The sequence below is a fragment of the Paraburkholderia unamae genome, assembly GCF_003096875.1.
GTDB lineage: Bacteria > Pseudomonadota > Gammaproteobacteria > Burkholderiales > Burkholderiaceae > Paraburkholderia > Paraburkholderia unamae.
Window position 1 is genome coordinate 80,962 of record NZ_QEOB01000009.1, and the last position, 18,006, is coordinate 98,967.

An 18,006-nucleotide genomic window follows, 5' to 3' on the forward strand; every position below is an offset into this window, starting at 1 on the left:
CGCCCCCCGTTATTCCGTCGCCGTCGTGGCCCTGGCGATGCCCGAAGGCAGCGAGGTGATGCGCTTGACCTCGCGCGAGTCGAGCCAGTTCGGCGAGCGTGCGCAGTACAGCACCATCGGCAGCGCGTCCTCGCCCCAGAACAACTGCTTGTTCATCCAGAACGTCGGCACGCCGAACACGCCCATCGCGAGCGCGTCGTTGGTGTTGCGGCGCAACTGCGCACGCACCGATTCCTCTTCGATCAGCGACTCGCCGTGCGGAATGCCCACGCGCTCGCAAAGCTGCTCGAAGCCTTCCTCGCTCGACGGGTCGCGCCCCTCGCGCCAGATGAAGCGGAAGATCTCGCGCACGCACGCGAAGTCGCCGCCGGCCGCGATGGCGAGCAGCATCGGCTTGATCGAATCGAACGGGTGCGCGGGCGGCATCTTGAACGGAATGCCGAGTTGCTCCGCGCGAAAGAGCGCGTGCCGGTAGGTGAAGATGCGCTTGGCCGGGATCGCGGCGCCGAGCGGCTGGCCCCAGTGGCGGTACAGCTCCGTGAGCAGCACGGGCGTCGGCACGAAGTCGAAGCCGGGCCACTTCTCGTGCTGTTCCAGCAACAGATACGAGAACGGCGACACGAAGTCGTAGAACCAGGCCGGCTGGTTGGCGTCGATGCCGTCGATCATGTTGTTTCTCCGCTTGTGCGCTGCTTGTGCGCTTTGTGCGGGCCGTTCTTCGAGTGGCCCGTTTTCAGGTTCAATGTACTTATCGCAGCACTAGTGCGTGCGCTCGCCTGCTGTGTCGTTGCCGCTTCCATCGCCGCCGCCGCTTTCGTTTGCGTGGCGCGGTTCCCCGTCCGGCTTGCCCGCGCCCTCGGCTGCGTCGTCCTGCGCGGCGGCATCGGCCTCGGCGTCCTCGCGCGCGCGCGCCTCACGCGTCGCCGCAAGCCGCTCGCGCACGAAGCCGATATGTTCGCGCAAGACGTAGAACTGTTCCGCGTAGGCGAGCGGCATTTTCATGCCGTTGACCGACTCTTCGATCGAATCGAGCTGGCGGATCAGCGCCCGCCGCTCGGTGGGCGAATTGTCGGCCATCGCCGCGCGCTCCAGGGCGATCAACGAGCCGTACCAGCGATAGATGCGCGATTTTACCCGCCAGGCGTAGAGCGAAGGCACGATCCGCAAGCCCGGAATCAGCACGACGATGATCGGCACGAGCAGTACGACGAGCCGGTCGGCGAGGCTTGCCACCCAGAAGGGCAGCGCGCGATAGAGGAAGCTCTTGCCCGACTTGTAGTAACGCGCGGCGTCGGCGCTGATCGGGAAGTCCTGGGCGCGCGGCGCGGGGAATTCGCCCGCGCGTTGCAGGAGCGTCGAGCGGCCGTGCACTTCCTTGGCCGCTTCGATCAGCAGATCGGAGAGCGCCGGATGCAGCGAGTCGCGCGCGACCAGCTCGGCCGTGGGCGCGATGAAGTGCAGCGGCGCGGCGGGCAGGTTGCGGCCGAAGTCGAACGCCCCCATCGGGATCGTGATGGCCGTGAGGTACGGGAAACGCCGCGCATAGGCATCGGCCTGCACGAAGTCGAAAAAGCGCACGCCCGGCATGCGCATGAGGCGGCCCATCACGGGCGGCTGCGCGGAGTCGCCCGCGAGGATGGCCACATCGATCTTGCCCGCCACGAGCGCGCGCGCGGCGTCATCGCCGGAGAGCGGCAAGAGCTTCGTCGGGCCGCCCGGCTCGATGCCGTTGGCCTTGAGCAGCGTGAGCGCGAGTTCGCGCGTGCCGCTGCCCTCGGCGCCGATGGCGAGGCGCTGGCCTTCGAACTGCGAGAGCTTCGTGGCGACGGGGCCGTGATAGAACACGACGAGCGGCACATAGGCCACACTGCCGAGCGAGACGACGCCGTCGGGCACCTTGGTCGCGATGCCGTCCTGCACGAACGCGACGTCCACGTTCGACTTCGGGTCGGACACGCGCTGGAGGTTCTGCGCCGAGCCCTCCGATTCGAGCACGTTGAGCGTGATCTTGTTGCGCGCGAGGATCGCCTTGTACTTCTGGGCGTCGTTCCAGTAGGTGCTGCCCTTGGGCCCGGCGCTCATGGTGAGCGTGTTGGGCGGGGCGGGCTGGATGAGGCGCACCGCGAGCCAGATGGCGGCCACGCTGATGAGCAGGATGGGACCGAACGAGACGGCCAGATCGCGCCACGATATCGCCACGAAGCGCGCGACGAGACGGGGGGGAGGTTTGCGGCCGGTGCGGGACTTCATCGGGGTGGGGCGGGCCTCTGGAGGTTCCTGGGGGGTCACGGGTTGGCGCTGACGCATGACCGCCGGGCTGTTGCCAGGAAATCGGCGCGTCGCGCGGGCTCTGAGCGCCGATGGTACATGAGATTCGGCGTCCCAGCGGCACGCGCTGTGCCTCGCCAGCCTTGCTTGTGCGCATGCAACAGGCCACTGCGCTAAACTCTTTGCGCTTGCGGCGCAGCCAGGCTAAATTGTGGTTCGCCAGCCGTGCCTGGCAAGCGGCGTCGACGCTCGCAGCGCGTTCCCAGCGCAAGGCGCGCGGGCATCGGGCCATCGAGTATCAAGCCATAACAATCAGCACAATCAGCAAGCGGGCGCAGACCCGCGCGGGCGGGCCTTGCACGTCCTCCATCCTTGCCTCTCGCTTGGCGTCCAGACCCTGGTGGCGCCCGGCTACGCGCGCATTGCGCGTGGCGCGCCACCAACGGTAGTGGTAACGAAGCCGTCAGACCGTGGCTGACGGGCGGCCTGCGAGCCGTCCGTCGGCAGGACCGACGGTCCTATTCCAGGCAATAACGCAGGCAACAACGTGAAGACACAAGGAGAAAACATGAAATCGGTCGCTATTCTGAAGACGCTGGGCGCGGCACTGTGCCTGACGGTGGCTTGCAGCGTGTCCTATGCACAGGACACGGCGAGCGCTCCCGCCGCCACCACCTCGGCCGCTCCGGCCACCACGGCCAAGAAGGCCGACCGCAAGCTGGGCTACACGGTGCGCAAGGCGCTCTCGAAGACCCAGGGCGTGGACGTTTCGAACATCAGCGTGCGTTCGCACGGCGGTGCGATCACGCTGACCGGCTCGGTGCCGGATCAGGGCCAGATCGACAAGGCCGGCGAAGTCGCGCAAGGCGTGGCGGGCGTGAAGTCGGTGTCGAACAAGCTGACGGTCATGCAGCAATAAGTGCCGTCACGAGTGCGCCAACAAGCGCACTAACAGGCGCTGGCGGCGAGCCGCCAGCGGCAACAGCAGGCAACGAGCCCCGGCATGATCCGGGGCTTTTTCATGCGCGCGTGGGCGGTAATGTGCGGGTATGTCCGGGGTTGGGGCGCGCCGCCCGCCGTTTTGGCGCGCAAGCCGCGCCCGTCATGCGATTTTGTGATGTTGCAGTGCGTTGTACAGGTGCGGAGTGACACACAGTTTTCCCACCATTCGGGGTATACCGTGGTTATCGCGCGTCTTTCCGGGGTCGAGCGCGGCCTCATCGCTGGAAAGCAGGAAATCGCCATGACCATCCATACCTATACCGACTTGCCGCTCGTCGACCGGGCGGCCTTCGAGCTGGCCTGTGCGCGGCACGGCTTCGCGCCGATTCACTTCGACATTCGCGGCGAGACCGATCCGAACGATCCCGAGCACGGTGAGCTGGTGATCGTGCGGCGCGGCGCGTGGGCGCAGGCCTATCGCGTCGATGCGCGCGGCCAGTGGCTGCGCCAGTTCGAGGTCGATCTCAACGGCAACTTCTTCCGCCAGGCGCCGCACGCCTGAGCACTCGCGGCGCTCAGGCGAAGACGAGCCGCGCGCCCACCAGCGTGAGCGTGGCGGCGAGCAGCACGCGCAGCAGCTTTTCGGGCGCTTTCGAAGAAAGCAGGCTGCCGATCGCGATGCCGGGCAGCGACCCGCACAGCAGCGAGAGCAGCATGTGCCAGTCGATCGAGCCGAGCAGCCAGTGGCCCGCGCCTGCGAGCAGCGTGAGCGGCACCGCGTGCGCGACGTCGGAGCCGACGATGCGCACCGTGGGCAGCGCCGGGTAGAGCAGCAGCAGCACGGTCACGCCGATCGCGCCCGCGCCCACCGATGTGAGCGAGACGAGCGCGCCGAGCACCGCGCCGGTGAGGATCGTGAAGAGGAGCGTGCGCGCCTCGCCCGGCCCATGACGGTGGCGCGAGGCGAACGCGGCGAGCTGCGGGCGGAAGATCAGCGCCACGGCCGTGATGAGGAGCGCCGCGCCCAGCACGCCCTGGATCAGATGCCCCGCGCGCGGCGTGTCCATGCCATAGCGGTGCAGCAGGATCAGTGTGATCGTCGCCGCGGGCACGCTGCCGGCCGCGAGGCGCAGCGTCACGCGCCAGTCCACCGAACCCTTCAGACCGTGCACCAGCGTGCCCGCCGACTTCGTCGCGGCCGCGTAGAGCAGGTCCGTGCCCACGGCCGTGGCCGGGTGCACGCCGAACACCAGCACGAGGATCGGCGTCATCAGCGAGCCGCCGCCCACGCCGGTCAGGCCGACCAGAAAGCCGACGAAGAGGCCGGACAGCGAATACAGCAGATCGATATGGGGTAAGGACATCGCGCGCGAGGAGGCCGGTCAGGGGGTTAGGTGTGGCTGGGGCTGGCTTCGGGGGCTTCGCCGCCGCTCAGGGTGTTCGACAGCGCGCGCCGTAAGCGGCGCGTCAGGCTGGACAACGGCCAAGGCTGGCGGTGAAAATCCGCTATTGTCGCAAAACCGGCGGCTTGGCGCAGGGTTGCGCGAAATCCCGTGCGCGCCGCCCGCCTTGCCATTGCCTTCGGCGGCCGTGCGCGGCGCTGTACGGGCTCGGCACCAAGCGCCGCAAAAAACCACACATTCCGTATGAATCCCGGCATCCTCTACGCCTTCGCGGCGTTCGTCCTCTGGGGGCTTTTCCCCGTCTACTTCAAGACGCTGCATCAGATTCCCGCGCCCGAGATGCTCGCGCACCGCATGGCGTGGTCGCTCGTTTTCGTGGTGGCCGTGCTCGTCGTGCGCCGCCACTGGCGCTGGCTCGGCCCCACGCTGCGCGAGCGTCGCCTGCTCATGCGTTTCGTGGCGAGCGCCGTGCTGCTCTCGGCCAACTGGGGCATCTATATCTGGGCCGTCAATGCCGGACATATCGTCGAGGCGAGCCTCGGCTACTTCATCAATCCGCTCATCAACGTGCTGTTCGGCTACGCGTTCCTGCGCGAGCGGCTGCGCCCGCTGCAATGGGCGGCGGTGGCGGTGGCGACCGGTGGTGTCGTGTGGCTCACCTGGCAAAACGGCGCGCCGCCCTGGATCAGCCTCGCGCTCGCCGTGACCTTCGGCGGCTATGGTCTGCTGCGCAAGACCGCCCAACTCGGCGCGCTCGAAGGCCTGACGCTCGAAACCGTGCTGCTGTTCCCGGTGGCGATCGTCTACCTGACGATCGTGGGCCTCGCGGGCGACAGCCACTTCGCGCACGCATCGCGCGCGCTGCAACTGCTGCTCGCGGCGTCCGGCCCGATCACGGCGATTCCGCTGCTGCTGTTCGGCGCGGCGGCGCGGCGCATTCCGCTTTCCATGCTCGGGCTCATTCAGTACGTCACGCCCACGCTGCAACTGCTCACCGGCGTGCTGATCTACGGCGAGCCGTTCGGCGCGGTGCGCGCGGTGGGCTACGCTGCGATCTGGATGGCGCTCGTGCTTTACTCGCTCGAAGGCGTGCGCAGCCTCGTGGCCGCGCGCGAGCGCAGCCGGGCCTGACGAGGCGGGGCGTAACGCGACCGGTTTGACACGACCCGGTCTGGCGCGACCCGGTCTGACGCGACCCGGTCTGGAAAGCGTGGCGGCGATGCGCAGGAAGGGCTGCCACGCATTGGCTCAAGCGCGGGCGGCGCGGTAGGATGCCAGGACGCTTCGCGATGTTTGATTCTGGTCAAACTGCGGACCGCAGCACCGTTCCGTTACCCGCAGCCAATCCTCCGTGGAGTGCCCCGCGCATGAGCATCGAAGCCGTTCAACGGTTCGAGGAAGAATTCGCACCGCGTATCGCGGCAAAGCTGGCGAGCCAGTTCGGCCCGACCGTGCAGGTGGATGTCGTGCCGTACGCCGGCCACGGCCACCCCACGCGCGTGCGCCTGCGCGGCCTCGCGAACGAGCACCGGCATCCTTATTCCTGGCCGCTCAACGTTTCGCTCACCTGGGACACCGATGAAATCGAGCGCCTGATGGAGCCCGGCGGCGCGGCGCGCTTCGAGCACTACCTCGAAGCCACCGTGCGCAAGATGGCCTCGTGGGAGTCGGCGCGTCCCGTCGATTTCACCACGCGCAGCCAGGGCGAGCCGGAGGTGCTGATCGGCGGGCTCGATTTCGAGGGCTGAGCCAGCGGATTCCACTTTCTACGGCGAACGGCGGCGGCGCTCCAGCGCGGCATAGATCGCCATGCCCGTGAGCATCGCGGCGACGAATAGCCATGCGCGCGGCTCGCCGGCGCCCGCGGCGACGATCGCGGGGCCGGGGCAAAAGCCCGCAAGGCCCCAGCCCGCGCCGAACAGCAGCGCGCCGCCCACGAGCCGCGCATCGATGCGCCGGTTGGCGGGCAACTGCATGGGCGCGCCGGCAAGGCTCGACTGACGCGAGCGCGCGAGCCAGAAGGCGGGCGCGGCGACCGCGATGGCGCCCGCCATCACGAAGGCGAGCGATGGATCCCAGTGTCCGGCCAGATCGAGAAACCCCAGCACCTTGACCGGATTGGCCATGCCCGAGACGAGCAGGCCGACGCCGAACAGCAGACCGCATGCGAACGCACTGAGCTTGCGCATCTCAACCCCCGAGGATGTGACGAACCGCGAACACGGTCGCGAAGCCCGCGGCCATGAACGCGCCCGTGGCGACGAAGGAGCGCCGCGAGCCGCGCGCGATGCCGCATACGCCGTGACCGCTCGTGCAGCCCGACCCATAGCGGGTGCCAAGCCCCACCAGCAGGCCCGCGCCGAGCAGGGTGAGCGTCGGCGCGTCGATCTGCATGGCGGGCAGCGTGGCGCGCAGCCGCCACAGCAGCGGCGCGGCAACGAGCCCCGCGATGAAGGCCGCATTCACGCCGCGCTCGCCGCCGGCGCCTGGCAGCAGCCCCCCGAGCAAGCCGCTGATGCCCGCGATGCGGCCGTTCACGAGTACGAACAGCGCGGCGGCCGCGCCGATCATGAGGCCGCCCGCGAACGAGGCGAGCGGCGTGAAGTGGACGAGATCGAGGCTCATGCGCGTGGCTCCTTCTTTTGCCCCTTCAGGTGACCGCAATAGAGGTTCGAAAGCGTTTCCATGATCTGGATGACCTCGCTGCTCGCGAGACGGTAATAGATGTACTTGCCCTCGCGGCGCGTTTCAACGAGGCCTTCGTCGCGCAGCTTGCCGAGATGCTGCGAGAGGCTGGGCTGATGCACGCCGGCGAGTGCTTCGAGTTCGCCCACGTTGCGCTCGCCTTCGGTGAGGTGGCACAGCAGCAGGAGGCGGTCTTCGTGCGCGAGCGCCTTGAGCAGCGCGCAGCATTTTTCGGCCGATTCGCGCAGTGCGGCGAGCGCGTCGGGCGTGAGCGGGGAGTTCATGTGTCGCGGCGTTTGTTGAGAGTCAACGGCTGTACGGTATCTCTCACTTTATCGAAAGACATTATATGAATCAATATATTGTGTTTCACTGGAAACGGCCCCAAGGTGAGCGCCCGCATGCGAGCCCGCCTGGCTTGTGCGCCATCGTGGCAGCGTGCATGAGGCTTTCGGCCTTCGCCCGAGACACGCGGGTATGTTCGTTCGCGTACTTAATGAACCAGGGCATTGCCCTAGTATTTCGCGTGCAACCGGGGCCGAACAGCGAGCTTCGGTCGCGGGTCGACGCATGCCGGCTTTTGCGGATCGGCCCTTGCCGGAGCGCGTGATCGGTGCCACGGCTCATCGAGAATGAAACGATGTCTTGACCGCGGCGCCAGCGCGTCATGCCGGTATGCCAGGGAATCGAGAGGGATTCGATGAACACAGCTTTATTGCCGCGCCAACTTCCCTTGATCGGCTTCGCTCGCCGCGTCTTGACGCTGCGGGTCCTGTTCGTCGCGACGGTACTCTATGGCGGCTTGCTGTTCTGGATCGCGCCCAGGCCGCCGCTGGTCGATCTTCCGCAGCATGCCGCGCAGGTTGCGATGTTGCACGATCTGGTGCTCGGGCGGTCGCCCTGGCATCAAATGATGCGGATCAACCTGTTTACGCCTTATCTGTTTGGCTATCTTTTCGCGTTGCCCTTCACGCTCGTGATGTCGGTTGGCGCGGCGCTCAAGCTGACTCTGACGCTCAGCTATTACACATTCGTATTCGCCTGCGTGCTGCTGCGCCGGCGTTTCGATGGCGATGCGCGGCTCGACTGGCTGTTCGTGCCGGGGTTCTTCGGCCTTGCCTGGCAATGGGGCTTCTATACCTTCGTGGTGGCGACGCCGCTTGGCCTGCTTTATCTGCTGTTGGCGCTGCGCCATGCCGACCGGCCCACGCGGTCAACCTCGTTCTGGCTGTGTCTGGCCGGAACGGCGCTGTTCTTTGCGCACGGACTGGTTTTTCTGGTTGCCAATGCAATCGGCGGCCTGTTCGTCCTCGTGCGCGCCCGCGGCCGCAAGCTGCCAACAACCCTGCTGGCGCTCGTGCCGTACGCAGCGCTCATTCTGCTGTGCGCAGCCTATGTCGTTGCCAATCACAATGCGCAATCGGCCTACGCAGCGGACGTGCCCACTTTCTTGCAACTGCAAATCGTGCACCGGGTCGCCTCGATTCTCATGTTCACCTGGGGCGCGGGCTTCGACTACCGATGGCCGATGATCGTCGCGACGCTGCTTGTGCTCGCGGCTGCGCACCGGCTCGGCCTGCGTCTGAACCGGCGGGAGCCGGCCGCGTTCGTGCCGCTGGGCGTGCTGCTCGCCATGTGGGCATTCGTGCCGAGCAGCGGCATGAGCACGCATCTTCTCTACGAGCGCTTTGCGCTGTATGTGCTGCCGTTCTATGCATTGGTGTTCGTTCGCCGCGAGCAAGCCGATGATGTGCCCGGCGCACGGCAGCGCCGCGATTTCGCCTGCCAGGGCGTGCTCGCCCTGGTCTGCATCGTGTTTTTTGGCATCCAGACTCGAAGCCTGCTGAATTTCGCCAAGGAAAGCGCCTCGTTCGAAACGGTGCTCGCCGCGGCGGAGCCCGCGCAACGCGCGCTCATTCTGACCATGGACCCGGTAAGCCCCGCCGCCGGGAATCCGCTTGCCTACATGCACTATGCCGCGTGGTATCAGGCCGACAAGCAAGGTCTGGTTGACTACAATTTCGCGGATTCGCTGGCGCAGGCCGTGCGGTATCGCGAACGGCGCACGCTGTCGATGTCGGCGGACCGGCTCGCCTGGTTGCCGGACACATTCGACTGGAAAAACGACCACGGCGACCAGTACCGGTACTTCTTCGTGCGCACGTCGGGTGCGTTGCCGCATGCGTTGTTGACCAATCCCGTTTGCCCGCTGACCGTGGCGCAAAAAAGCGGCGACTGGATACTCTATGAGAACCGGCAGTGCCACTGAGCCGGTGGACTGCGCCTGATCGCAAGGCGCGCCACACGAACAGGCAGAAGGCCCGCCCCACGTGGCGGGCTTTTTTTGCCCTGGCGCGTTGCCCCGCTTGTCCGAAATTCGAAAGTATCTGTCCACTCACCCGGATGACGGCAAACTAGACTTCGTTTCAATGCGACGCCGCCGATCTCTCTCCGGGCGGCGGGACGCGCACGAACCCACGGAGTCCCGTCATGAAAGCCATCCAGTTCAAGGCCTTCGGCAAGCCCGAAGTGCTCGAATACCTCGACCTGCCCACGCCCGTTCCTGCGGCGGACAGCGCGCTCGTGCAGGTGAAAAGCGCCTCGGTCAATCCGAGCGATGTGAAGAACGTGTCCGGCCATTTCGATCACACCGTGCCGCCGCGCGTGCCGGGGCGCGACTTCAGCGGCGTGGTGGTGGCGGGCCCCGAGGCCTGGCTGGGCGTCGAGGTCTGGGGCACGGGCGGCGACATCGGCTTTACGCGCGACGGCACGCACGCCGAGTTCATCGAAGTGCCCGTGGCCGCGCTGGCGCGCAAGCCCGCCGCGCTCTCGCACGCGCAGGCGGCGTCGATCGGCGTGAACTTCGTGGTGGCGTGGCTGGGCACCGTCGATTACGCGCGCCTTGCCGAGGGCGAGACGATCGCCGTGATCGGCGTGTCGGGCGGCGTGGGCGGGGCGGTCACGCAAATCGCCAAGGCACGCGGCGCGCGCGTGATCGGCGTGGGCCGCGAGGCGCCGCTCGCCGGTTCGCCGGCCGCACGCCTCATCGACGCGTTCGTGCCGATGGACGAGCACACCGTCGAACGCGTGCGCGAGCTGACCGGCGGCGCGGGTGCGGACGTCGTCTACGACGCCGTGGGCGGCGTGGCGTTCGAACTGGCGCTGTCGCTGGCGAAGCGGCGCGGCCGGGTGGTCGAGATCAGCGCGACGGGCAAGCGGCGCGTGGAGTTCGACCTGATCGACTTCTATCACAACGAGACGCAGCTCCTTGGCGCCGACAGCGCGAAGCTCGGCGTGGTCGAATCGGCGCCGCTCATGCAGGCGATTGCCGAAGCGTTCGACGCAGGCCGCTTCGAGCCGCCCGTGGTGGCTGAGCGCTACCCGCTCGAACGCGCGCGCGAAGCCTACGAGGCGGTCGCGGCGGGCACGCGCGGGCGCGTCGTGATCGAGATGGCGTAAGCGCGCCACGAACGCACGGGAGACGAGGATGAAGGGCTATCTGGTGTCGTTCGCGGTCGGCGCGCTCGCGGGGCTGCTCTATAACGTGTTGCAGGTGAAGTCGCCCGCGCCGCCCACCATCGCGCTCGTCGGACTGCTCGGCATGCTGGCGGGCGAGAACGCGATCGGCATCGTGCGCGCGTGCGTCGCCCATCTCGCGGGATGAGTGCGCGATGGGTGTGAAACAGGCGTGAAGCAGGCGCGGTGAGCGTGGTGAGCGCCGCGCTTCGCCCGCCTCAGGCCTCGGCCCGCACGAGCCGCTCGGGCAGGCGGGCGCGCAGCGCCTTCGCATCGAGCAGCGCGAGATCCTTGTCCAGCTCCAGCGTGACGAGGCTGCGCGTTTGCGCGTCGATGGCCTTGCGCAGCGCGCCGAGAAACGCGGGCGGCGCGGCCAGCACGAGCGTGCCGTAGCGCGCGTCGTTGCGCGCTTTCGTGAGCGTCGCGGCGATCTCGGTGGCGAACACCGTGGCTTCGTGATCGTGCTGGCTCGTGTCGGGATCGGTCGCGCTGCGCCCGGGCCCCATGCGCTCCGTGGTGCGTCCCGGCTTGTCGGTCACGAGGTTCTGCTCCGAAACGCGTCCTTGCGGATGGAGCAGCGTCTCGATCTCCTCGATCGCGCCCAGCGGGCTTTCGGTGGCGAAGATGCGCGCGGTCACACGGTTGGCGACGATAATCCAGATCGTTTTCGACATGTTCGACTCCCTGCCATGGCGCCCGGCGCATGCGGCCGCCAGGCGATTGAGTGGACTCGCGCCACGCGGCGTGAATCACAAGGGTAGCGCGCTTCGCGGCGCGCGGCGCGCGAAGATGCCGCGTCAGCCGAGTCAACGCGTGCGTGCGCGGCGCGAAAGTGGCGGGATAGCGATCGGCGTGCCTGGCCCGGTTTTTGTGTTCCCGAAATTCGGGAGGATGGTTCTCGTTGGTGGTGGATTATCTTTTCCACCGGTAAGACCTAGTCTAGGGACTCCGAGCATGAACAGCGCAACGCGCTGCAAAGGAGTCCGACATGAACCCCGGCGCTGAACGTAACGACCGTACCCACGGCGAGCACCGCTACCCGAGCGACGTGGCGTTTTCGCCCACGGTCAAGACGATGCAGGAGCGCCTGGGTTCGCGCGAACTCTACGCGCGTGTGGAGCGCGAGCGCGGCTGGGGCGTGGCGCTCACGCCCGACATCGTGGCGTTCGTCGAGGCGCAAACCAGCGTGTTCCTCGCCACTGCGAACGCCGATGGCCAGCCGTACATCCAGCACCGCGGCGGCCCTGCGGGATTCCTGCGCGTGCTGGACGACCGCACCATCGCGTTCGCGGATTTCATCGGCAACCAGCAATACATCACGCTCGGCAATCTCACCGACAACCCGAAGGCGCATCTGTTCCTGATGGACTATGCGCGGCGGCGGCGCGTGAAGCTCTGGGGCCGCGCGCGCGTGGTCGACGACCCGGAGCAAATCGCGAAGCTCATGCCCGCGGGCTACAAGGCGCGCGCCGATCGGGCGATCGTGTTCACGGTGCATGCGTGGGATCTGAATTGTCCGCAGCATATTCCGCAGCGCTTCGAGGCCGCAGACGTCAAGTCGGCGCTGGGTGCGCGGGACGAGCGCATACGCGAACTGGAGGCGGAAGTGGCGCGGCTACGCGAGCGTAGCGTCGCGTGAGCGTGTGACGAGGTAAGTCGCGGGAGAGGGAGAGGGAGAGAGGGGGAGCGCCGCGTGTGTTGGCGCTCGCCCCGTGTGTTGCTGCGGGACCGGCCGTGTTACTTGACCTTGTCCGCCGTGTTGGTGATGGCTTGACCGCCCTTCGAAATGTCCTGGCCCGCGCCGGCGATGGTGTTGCAGGCGGCGAGCGTTACGGCGAAGAGGGCAAGCGCGAGTGCGAGATAACGGCTCATCTGGGTTCTCCCTGAAGCAAACTAAGCAAACGAAGCGAATGAACGGGCGCTGGGCACGGGGTGTGCGCGGCGCGATCCTTCCGATTTTACGCGCAAAGCGGGGCCACATGCGCGTAAGCCCACGGCGGCCGTCCGGTGGCTGCGCAGCCGCCGCTCAGTTGCGCCGCTGCGTCTTGCGCACGACGAGCCACTTGGGCGAGCGAAAGCGCACGATGCTCACGTAGAGCCACACATACGTGAGCGCGAATACCACGACGAAGCAGAACAGGTGCACGGTGTGCCGCCAGAACAGCGTGGCCGGAATCACGGCAACGAGGCACAGCAGCCACAGGTAGGGCGAGGTGAGCGAGTTGCGCCGCGTGAGCTCGCGCGCGGTGCGCGCGCCCACGGCCCAGCGCATGAGCCGCTTGTAGACGAGCATGTGCAGGTGCACGCCGTCGGGAATGCCGGGCGACATGCCGCGCACGAACTTCTTCCGGTAGATCGAGAAACAGGTCTCGAAGATCGGGTACATGAACAGCAGCACGGGGTACCAGGCCGACACGTCGCGATTGCGCATGACGAGCAGGATCGACAGCTCGGCGAGCATGAAGCCGATGAAATACGCGCCGCCGTCGCCGAGAAAGATCAGGCCGGCCGGGAAATTCCACATGAAGAAGCCGAGTATCGCGCCCATCATGATGAACGAGGCCGAGAGCACGACGGGGTCGTGCACCTGGAAGGCCACGTAGGCGAGCGAGGCGAACATCATGAACGCGACCATCGAGGCGAGGCCGTTGAAGCCGTCGATGATGTTGATCGCGTTGGCGAGCGCCGCGACCGCGAGCACGGTGATGAAGAACGAAATCGCCGCGTAAGACAGCAGGAAATCGAGCGGCGGCACGCTGATGCGCGTGACCGCGATGCCGAGGAACCAGAACGCGAGCGCGGCGGCGGCCATTGTGCAGATCAGGCGCACGAGCGGCGAGACGCGCTTGGTGAGGTCTTCGATGAGCCCCGAGGCGAACGCGGGCAGCCCGCACGCGACGATGCCGAGAATGCCGCCCGACACCGCCGGATACGCGCCGTGCAACTGCACGGCCGCCACGACGAGGCCCGCGAGAATGCCCGTTCCGCCGATGCGTGGCACGGGGCGCGCATGGAATTTCTGCACGCCCGCGAGATCCGAGTCGACGGAGAACCTTTCATGCAGATGCGCGTAGCGCACGATCAACAGCGTGACCAGCAATGAGACGAGAAAGCCGAGTGCAAAACTGAGCATGAAAGCGGGGCGAGAGGAGACGATGCGCGATTATACAAAGTCGGCGAGGCCCTCTCGCGCGTGCGGCGGCCCGCGCCCTGTGTATGCCCGCGCACAGATGGGCGGGCGCCGCCCTGCTTAAATCTGGACAGCCGGGCCCGCGCCCGGCGAAAACGCCGGCCGGTCCGTGAATGGTAGGCGGATCGTGCGCGGAATGTGCGCGGATGGCGCGCGCCATGCGCCGGCCAGGCGGTTCGCCAAACTCACTCAAAGAGCGAAAGGATGAATAGCGGGGAGAGCGACGGCGCTCGCAATGTCGAGGCCATGCGCGGCGTCGCCGCGATGGTCGTCGCGTATTTCCACTGCCGTGTCATCGCGTGGGTCGGCATCCGGCACTACCTGGCAGGTGAGCATGCGCCGTTCTCGCTCGATACGGTGCTCGCCTACCTGACGATTCCGCTGGTCTGGGGCGCGATCGGTGTACCGATTTTCTTCGTGATCAGCGGCTATTGCATTCATCGCAGCCACGCGGCGCGTCTCGCGCGCAATCCGCTGTATCGCCCGGACGCCGGCGATTTTCTGTTGCGCCGCTTCATCCGTATCTATCCCGTACTGTTCTTCGCACTGCTGCTCACTTTCGCGCTGGATAGCTTCAGCGCCAATTTCTGGCCGCACAACGAGCGCCTGGGCGATCTCGGTCTGCGCACCTTCGCCGGCAATCTGCTCGCGCTACAAGGCATTACGGTGCCGACCTATGGCTCGAACGGCGCGTTATGGACACTTTCGCTGGAAATCCAGTTCTATGCGCTCTATCCGCTGCTGTTCGCCGTGCGTCGGCGAATCGGGGCGAACGGGACGCTCTGCGCGCTGATGCTGCTCGCTGCCGCCTCGTATGCGCTGTTCGAGCAGCGCGGCATCATCGTGTTCACGTCATACTGGGCGGCCTGGTATCTCGGCGCGTGGGTAGCCGAGCGCGATGTCCGCGGTGCGCGGCCGGCCGGCCGCCGCGTTGGCGTGGCCGCCTTCGTGCTGCTGGCGCTCGGCTGCGCGGCGCCGGTGCAATACTTCCAGTTCCAGATCTGGGCGCTCGCGTTTGCGCCGCTCCTCTCGATCATGGTGCGCGCGCGCGCGAGCCGCACGCTGGTCATGCGCGCGCTGGAGAAAGTCGGCGAATTCAGCTACTCGCTGTATATCGTGCACATTCCGATTTATGTCGCGCTGGTGTCGTGGCAATTCCGCTCGATCAAGCCGGACACCATTCTCTGGTCGCTGGAATATTTCCTCATTGCGCTCGCGTGCGCGTACGTGTTCCACCTTCTGGTCGAACGCCCGGCCATCAGCGTGCTGCGCAGGCTGTCCAGAAGGCGGACCGCGCCACGTTCGCCGCTTTCCGCTCCGAGCCCCTTGCCACTGGACGAACGTGGCTAGTCCGGGATTGCCGTGTGTTTCCCGAGTGTGACGAGATCCTTGATCGATATGTGCGGTAGCCCCCTCCCATTCTCGCCGTTTGGTGTCTAAATGCATTGGCGAAGAAAGTAGCGGCACCGTCTACCTGTTTTTGCGCGTGATCCCGCGGCTGGATTGCTTGTTTCGACGAAAATGAGGCGAACGTTATGGACATTTCCATCAAGGAACGGATAGAAGTCGATTTCTGGACGAACTCGGAAGACGAAGGCCCGCAATCGAACGCGATTGAAAACATCCTCGAAAAGATGGCCGAAGCGCGCATCTTCCTGGAAAAACTCAAGGCATATCGTTCATTTTTCGAAAAAGCGGAATCCGTGCTCGAACTCGGCGGCGGCCAATGCTGGGCGAGCTGTCTGGTGAAACACATGTACCCGCACATTCACGTGACGGCGACCGATATCGCGCCCGATGCCATCGCGTCAATCGGCAAATGGGAGCGCATCTACGAATGCAAGGTGGACAAGACGGAAGCTTGCCGAAGCTACGACACGCCGTTTGCGGATCAATCGTTCGATCTGATTTTCGCCTATTCGGCGGCGCACCACTTCGTCCGCCATCGCAGCACCTTGCTCGAACTCCACCGCATCCTGCGAGCGGGCGGCCGCGCTCTCTACCTTCACGAGCCGAGCTGCAACGCCATGATGCATTCGCTCGCGCGTGCGCGTGTGAACCGCAATCGCCCGGAAGTGCCCGAAGACGTGCTCGTGTCCAGCAAGATCGAGCAGCTCGCGCGCATGGCGAAGCTGGAGCCGGCGACATTCAACAGCCCGACGCTCACGAACCGTCTGGCGGGCCCGATGATTTACTACTACGCATTGCGGCGCGCCCCGGTTTTGCAGCGCATCCTGCCGGTCACGGCCGATTTTGTGTTCTCCAGAGCAACCTGAGAGGGATGTGCCGGTAGTGCGGCGCTGGTAGTGCGGCCCTTGAAGTGCAGCCCGGCAACCGGCGCATTTCACACAGGGCCGCGTCCCTTCACCTCAGGCGATACCCCATCGCTTTTCGCATCGACGAACCGGCTCGCACGGCGGCGTATTCGCGCCGTTCTCCCGCATCGTTGCTGGTGTATTTCGCGGCCTGGAGCGCTTCGATTGCCGGCGGCGGCGCGACGCGCGCCGCACGTGGACGCGCGCCGCTCAGGCAGGGGGGTGACGTCAGATCGCCATCACCACGGTGACGCCGCACAGGGCGATGACGGCGAGACTGGTGGGGTCCTTGAAGGCGAACACGATCGGGTCATCGTGCATGGTGCCGCGAAACGCGCACATCCAGATCCTGCTCACCCAGAAGAGCGTCAAGGCGAAGGTGCCCCACAGCGCCTGTGGATGCAGATACAGCCGAGCCATCTCGGGCGTGTTCATGTAAAGCGCGAGCACGAGCACGGCGAGGTAGGCCGACGCGGTGCCGAACGAGCGCAGGATCGACATGTCCTGCGTGATGTAGCCGCGGCCCGCCGCTTCTGTCTTGCCTGCGCGCAGGATCGCGTCGAGTTCGACATAGCGCTTGACCATGGCGAGCGAAAGGAAGATCGGCACGCAGAAGAGGATCAGCCAGTACGACAACTGCACGCCGGTCGCGGTGCCCCCGGCGATCACGCGCACGGTGTAGAGGCACGCGAGCGCGAACACGTCCACGAGCGTCATGCGCTTGAGTACGAAGGAGTACGCCACAGTAGTCGCGAAATAGGCGGCCAGCACGACGCCGAACTTCCAGGGCAGCAGCACTGCAAGCCCGCCGCCAGCGATCAGCAGCGCGATGGTGAGCACGATGCCGAACTTTAGCGTGAGCCGCCCCGAAGCGAACGGCCGGGTACGCTTGCGCGCATGACGCCGGTCGGCGTCGAGGTCGAGCATGTCGTTGAGCAGGTACACCGAGGAAGCCAGCAGGCTGAACGACGCGAAGGCGATGCACGCGGCCGTGATCGTAGGCAGATCGAAGCGGTGCGCGGTGAGCAGCGGCACAAAGATCAGCACGTTCTTCACCCACTGGTGAACGCGCATTTCCTTGAGCACGAGCGGAATCAACTGGCGCTTCTGCTCGAAGCAAATGGTCGCGGCGTTCGCCTTGCGGGCCATGGCGGCCGTGTGCTTGTCGCCCACCACGATCGCATTGCGCGCCTGGCGCCAGACGGGCACGTCGGCTTTCGCGTCGCCCGCGTAGTCGAAGCCGCGGTCGCCGAACTGCTCGACGAGCGCGCGCGCCTTGTTCTTGCCGAGCAGGTTGTTGCTGGCGGTGCTCGCGAACACGCCGGTGAAGAGGCCGATATGCGCGGCGATCTGCGAAGCGAGACGCTGGTTGGTGGCCGTGCACAGATACAGGTCGCGCCCGCTCTTGCGTTCGTCGCGCAGCCACGCGAGCAGTTCGGTGTTGTAGGGCAGCACGCCCACGTCGATATTCACGCGCTGCGCGATCTGCTCTTTCAGATAGGCGCGTCCGCGCAGCGCCCAGGCGATGCACAGGAAGATCGACATCGGACTCTGCTTGAGGAGTACGAAGAATGCTTCAAACAGCAGGTCCGTGCGCGTGAGCGTTCCATCCAGGTCCACGCACAGCGGGACGGGGTTGGCTGCGGGAGTGGCCATAATCGTTCTCCGTGCCGGGACGAAAACGGGT

Annotated in this window: 20 protein-coding genes; 10 read left to right on the forward strand and 10 right to left on the reverse strand. The window is 66.3% G+C overall.

Going from position 1 to position 18,006, the window contains the following annotated elements; all coding sequences use genetic code 11:
* Positions 1-9: 9 nt before the first annotated feature.
* Together C7402_RS19580 and C7402_RS19585 are read right to left on the reverse strand one after the other, a co-directional pair.
* Positions 10-669, reverse strand: a complete 660-nt coding sequence (locus C7402_RS19580) for a 2-hydroxychromene-2-carboxylate isomerase (RefSeq protein ID WP_112172479.1) — start codon at positions 667-669, stop codon at positions 10-12.
* Between the two features lie 90 nt (positions 670-759).
* Positions 760-2,250 (reverse strand): TAXI family TRAP transporter solute-binding subunit, encoded by a 1,491-nt coding sequence (locus tag C7402_RS19585; RefSeq protein ID WP_116611749.1) that lies wholly within the window; start codon positions 2,248-2,250, stop codon positions 760-762.
* 586 nt (positions 2,251-2,836) lie between these two features.
* Between C7402_RS19585 and C7402_RS19590 the strand changes: the two genes are divergently transcribed.
* Both C7402_RS19590 and C7402_RS19595 read left to right on the forward strand, forming a co-directional pair.
* A complete protein-coding gene (locus tag C7402_RS19590) occupies positions 2,837-3,187 on the forward strand; it encodes a BON domain-containing protein (protein ID WP_112172481.1) in 351 nt (116 codons plus the stop codon).
* Between the two features lie 324 nt (positions 3,188-3,511).
* On the forward strand, positions 3,512-3,772 hold the full coding sequence (locus C7402_RS19595; protein ID WP_112172667.1) for a hypothetical protein: 261 nt from the start codon (positions 3,512-3,514) through the stop codon (positions 3,770-3,772).
* Positions 3,773-3,785: 13 nt separating this feature from the next.
* Here C7402_RS19595 and C7402_RS19600 read toward each other — a convergent pair whose 3' ends face one another.
* Positions 3,786-4,574: a sulfite exporter TauE/SafE family protein gene (locus C7402_RS19600; protein WP_112172482.1), complete on the reverse strand. Its 789-nt coding sequence runs from the start codon at positions 4,572-4,574 to the stop codon at positions 3,786-3,788.
* A 282-nt stretch (positions 4,575-4,856) separates the two neighbouring features.
* On the opposite strand from C7402_RS19600, the gene rarD reads away from it, so the two are divergent.
* Positions 4,857-5,744: an EamA family transporter RarD gene (rarD, locus tag C7402_RS19605; protein WP_112172483.1), complete on the forward strand. Its 888-nt coding sequence runs from the start codon at positions 4,857-4,859 to the stop codon at positions 5,742-5,744.
* Positions 5,745-5,980: 236 nt separating this feature from the next.
* Positions 5,981-6,361: a DUF5594 family protein gene (locus tag C7402_RS19610; RefSeq protein WP_112172484.1), complete on the forward strand. Its 381-nt coding sequence runs from the start codon at positions 5,981-5,983 to the stop codon at positions 6,359-6,361.
* Between the two features lie 18 nt (positions 6,362-6,379).
* On the opposite strand, the gene C7402_RS19615 is transcribed toward C7402_RS19610, so the two are convergent.
* Genes C7402_RS19615 through C7402_RS19625 form a run of 3 tightly spaced genes read right to left on the reverse strand, consistent with a single transcriptional unit; the run spans position 6,380 to position 7,582 of the window.
* On the reverse strand, positions 6,380-6,802 hold the full coding sequence (locus C7402_RS19615; protein WP_112172485.1) for a DUF6691 family protein: 423 nt from the start codon (positions 6,800-6,802) through the stop codon (positions 6,380-6,382).
* Between the two features lies 1 nt (position 6,803).
* Positions 6,804-7,238 (reverse strand): YeeE/YedE family protein, encoded by a 435-nt coding sequence (locus C7402_RS19620; RefSeq protein ID WP_112172486.1) that lies wholly within the window; start codon positions 7,236-7,238, stop codon positions 6,804-6,806.
* Entirely contained in the window at positions 7,235-7,582 is a 348-nt protein-coding gene (locus tag C7402_RS19625; protein ID WP_116611750.1) for an ArsR/SmtB family transcription factor, read from the reverse strand. The genes C7402_RS19620 and C7402_RS19625 overlap by 4 nt, the downstream gene beginning before the upstream one ends.
* Before the next feature lie 416 nt (positions 7,583-7,998).
* On the opposite strand from C7402_RS19625, the gene C7402_RS19630 reads away from it, so the two are divergent.
* The 3 genes from C7402_RS19630 to C7402_RS19640 all read left to right on the forward strand — a co-directional run bounded on the left by C7402_RS19630 (position 7,999) and on the right by C7402_RS19640 (position 10,962).
* Entirely contained in the window at positions 7,999-9,567 is a 1,569-nt protein-coding gene (locus tag C7402_RS19630) for a hypothetical protein (protein ID WP_133254508.1), read from the forward strand.
* A 221-nt stretch (positions 9,568-9,788) separates the two neighbouring features.
* On the forward strand, positions 9,789-10,757 hold the full coding sequence (locus C7402_RS19635) for a quinone oxidoreductase family protein (RefSeq protein ID WP_116611751.1): 969 nt from the start codon (positions 9,789-9,791) through the stop codon (positions 10,755-10,757).
* 28 nt (positions 10,758-10,785) lie between these two features.
* A complete protein-coding gene (locus tag C7402_RS19640) occupies positions 10,786-10,962 on the forward strand; it encodes a DUF1427 family protein (RefSeq protein ID WP_091992918.1) in 177 nt (58 codons plus the stop codon).
* A gap of 70 nt (positions 10,963-11,032) precedes the next feature.
* On the opposite strand, the gene C7402_RS19645 is transcribed toward C7402_RS19640, so the two are convergent.
* Complete coding sequence (locus tag C7402_RS19645) at positions 11,033-11,488, reverse strand: host attachment protein (RefSeq protein WP_112172490.1); 456 nt, start codon at positions 11,486-11,488, stop codon at positions 11,033-11,035.
* A gap of 314 nt (positions 11,489-11,802) precedes the next feature.
* Between C7402_RS19645 and C7402_RS19650 the strand changes: the two genes are divergently transcribed.
* Complete coding sequence (locus tag C7402_RS19650; protein ID WP_116611752.1) at positions 11,803-12,453, forward strand: pyridoxamine 5'-phosphate oxidase family protein; 651 nt, start codon at positions 11,803-11,805, stop codon at positions 12,451-12,453.
* A 98-nt stretch (positions 12,454-12,551) separates the two neighbouring features.
* Here C7402_RS19650 and C7402_RS19655 read toward each other — a convergent pair whose 3' ends face one another.
* Positions 12,552-12,686: an entericidin A/B family lipoprotein gene (locus tag C7402_RS19655; RefSeq protein ID WP_112172492.1), complete on the reverse strand. Its 135-nt coding sequence runs from the start codon at positions 12,684-12,686 to the stop codon at positions 12,552-12,554.
* 154 nt (positions 12,687-12,840) lie between these two features.
* On the reverse strand, positions 12,841-13,947 hold the full coding sequence (locus C7402_RS19660; RefSeq protein WP_112172493.1) for an MraY family glycosyltransferase: 1,107 nt from the start codon (positions 13,945-13,947) through the stop codon (positions 12,841-12,843).
* Positions 13,948-14,208: 261 nt separating this feature from the next.
* Here C7402_RS19660 and C7402_RS19665 point away from each other — a divergent pair, with 261 nt between their 5' ends.
* The gene (locus C7402_RS19665) at positions 14,209-15,354 is read left to right on the forward strand and encodes an acyltransferase family protein (protein WP_116611753.1); all 1,146 of its coding nucleotides are present in this window, start codon (positions 14,209-14,211) and stop codon (positions 15,352-15,354) included.
* Between the two features lie 185 nt (positions 15,355-15,539).
* The gene (locus tag C7402_RS19670; protein WP_112172495.1) at positions 15,540-16,280 is read left to right on the forward strand and encodes a class I SAM-dependent methyltransferase; all 741 of its coding nucleotides are present in this window, start codon (positions 15,540-15,542) and stop codon (positions 16,278-16,280) included.
* 267 nt (positions 16,281-16,547) lie between these two features.
* Here C7402_RS19670 and C7402_RS19675 read toward each other — a convergent pair whose 3' ends face one another.
* Positions 16,548-17,975 carry a UbiA family prenyltransferase gene (locus tag C7402_RS19675; RefSeq protein WP_116611754.1) on the reverse strand — a complete coding sequence of 476 codons (1,428 nt, stop codon included), beginning with the start codon at positions 17,973-17,975 and terminating at the stop codon, positions 16,548-16,550.
* Positions 17,976-18,006: the final 31 nt, after the last annotated feature.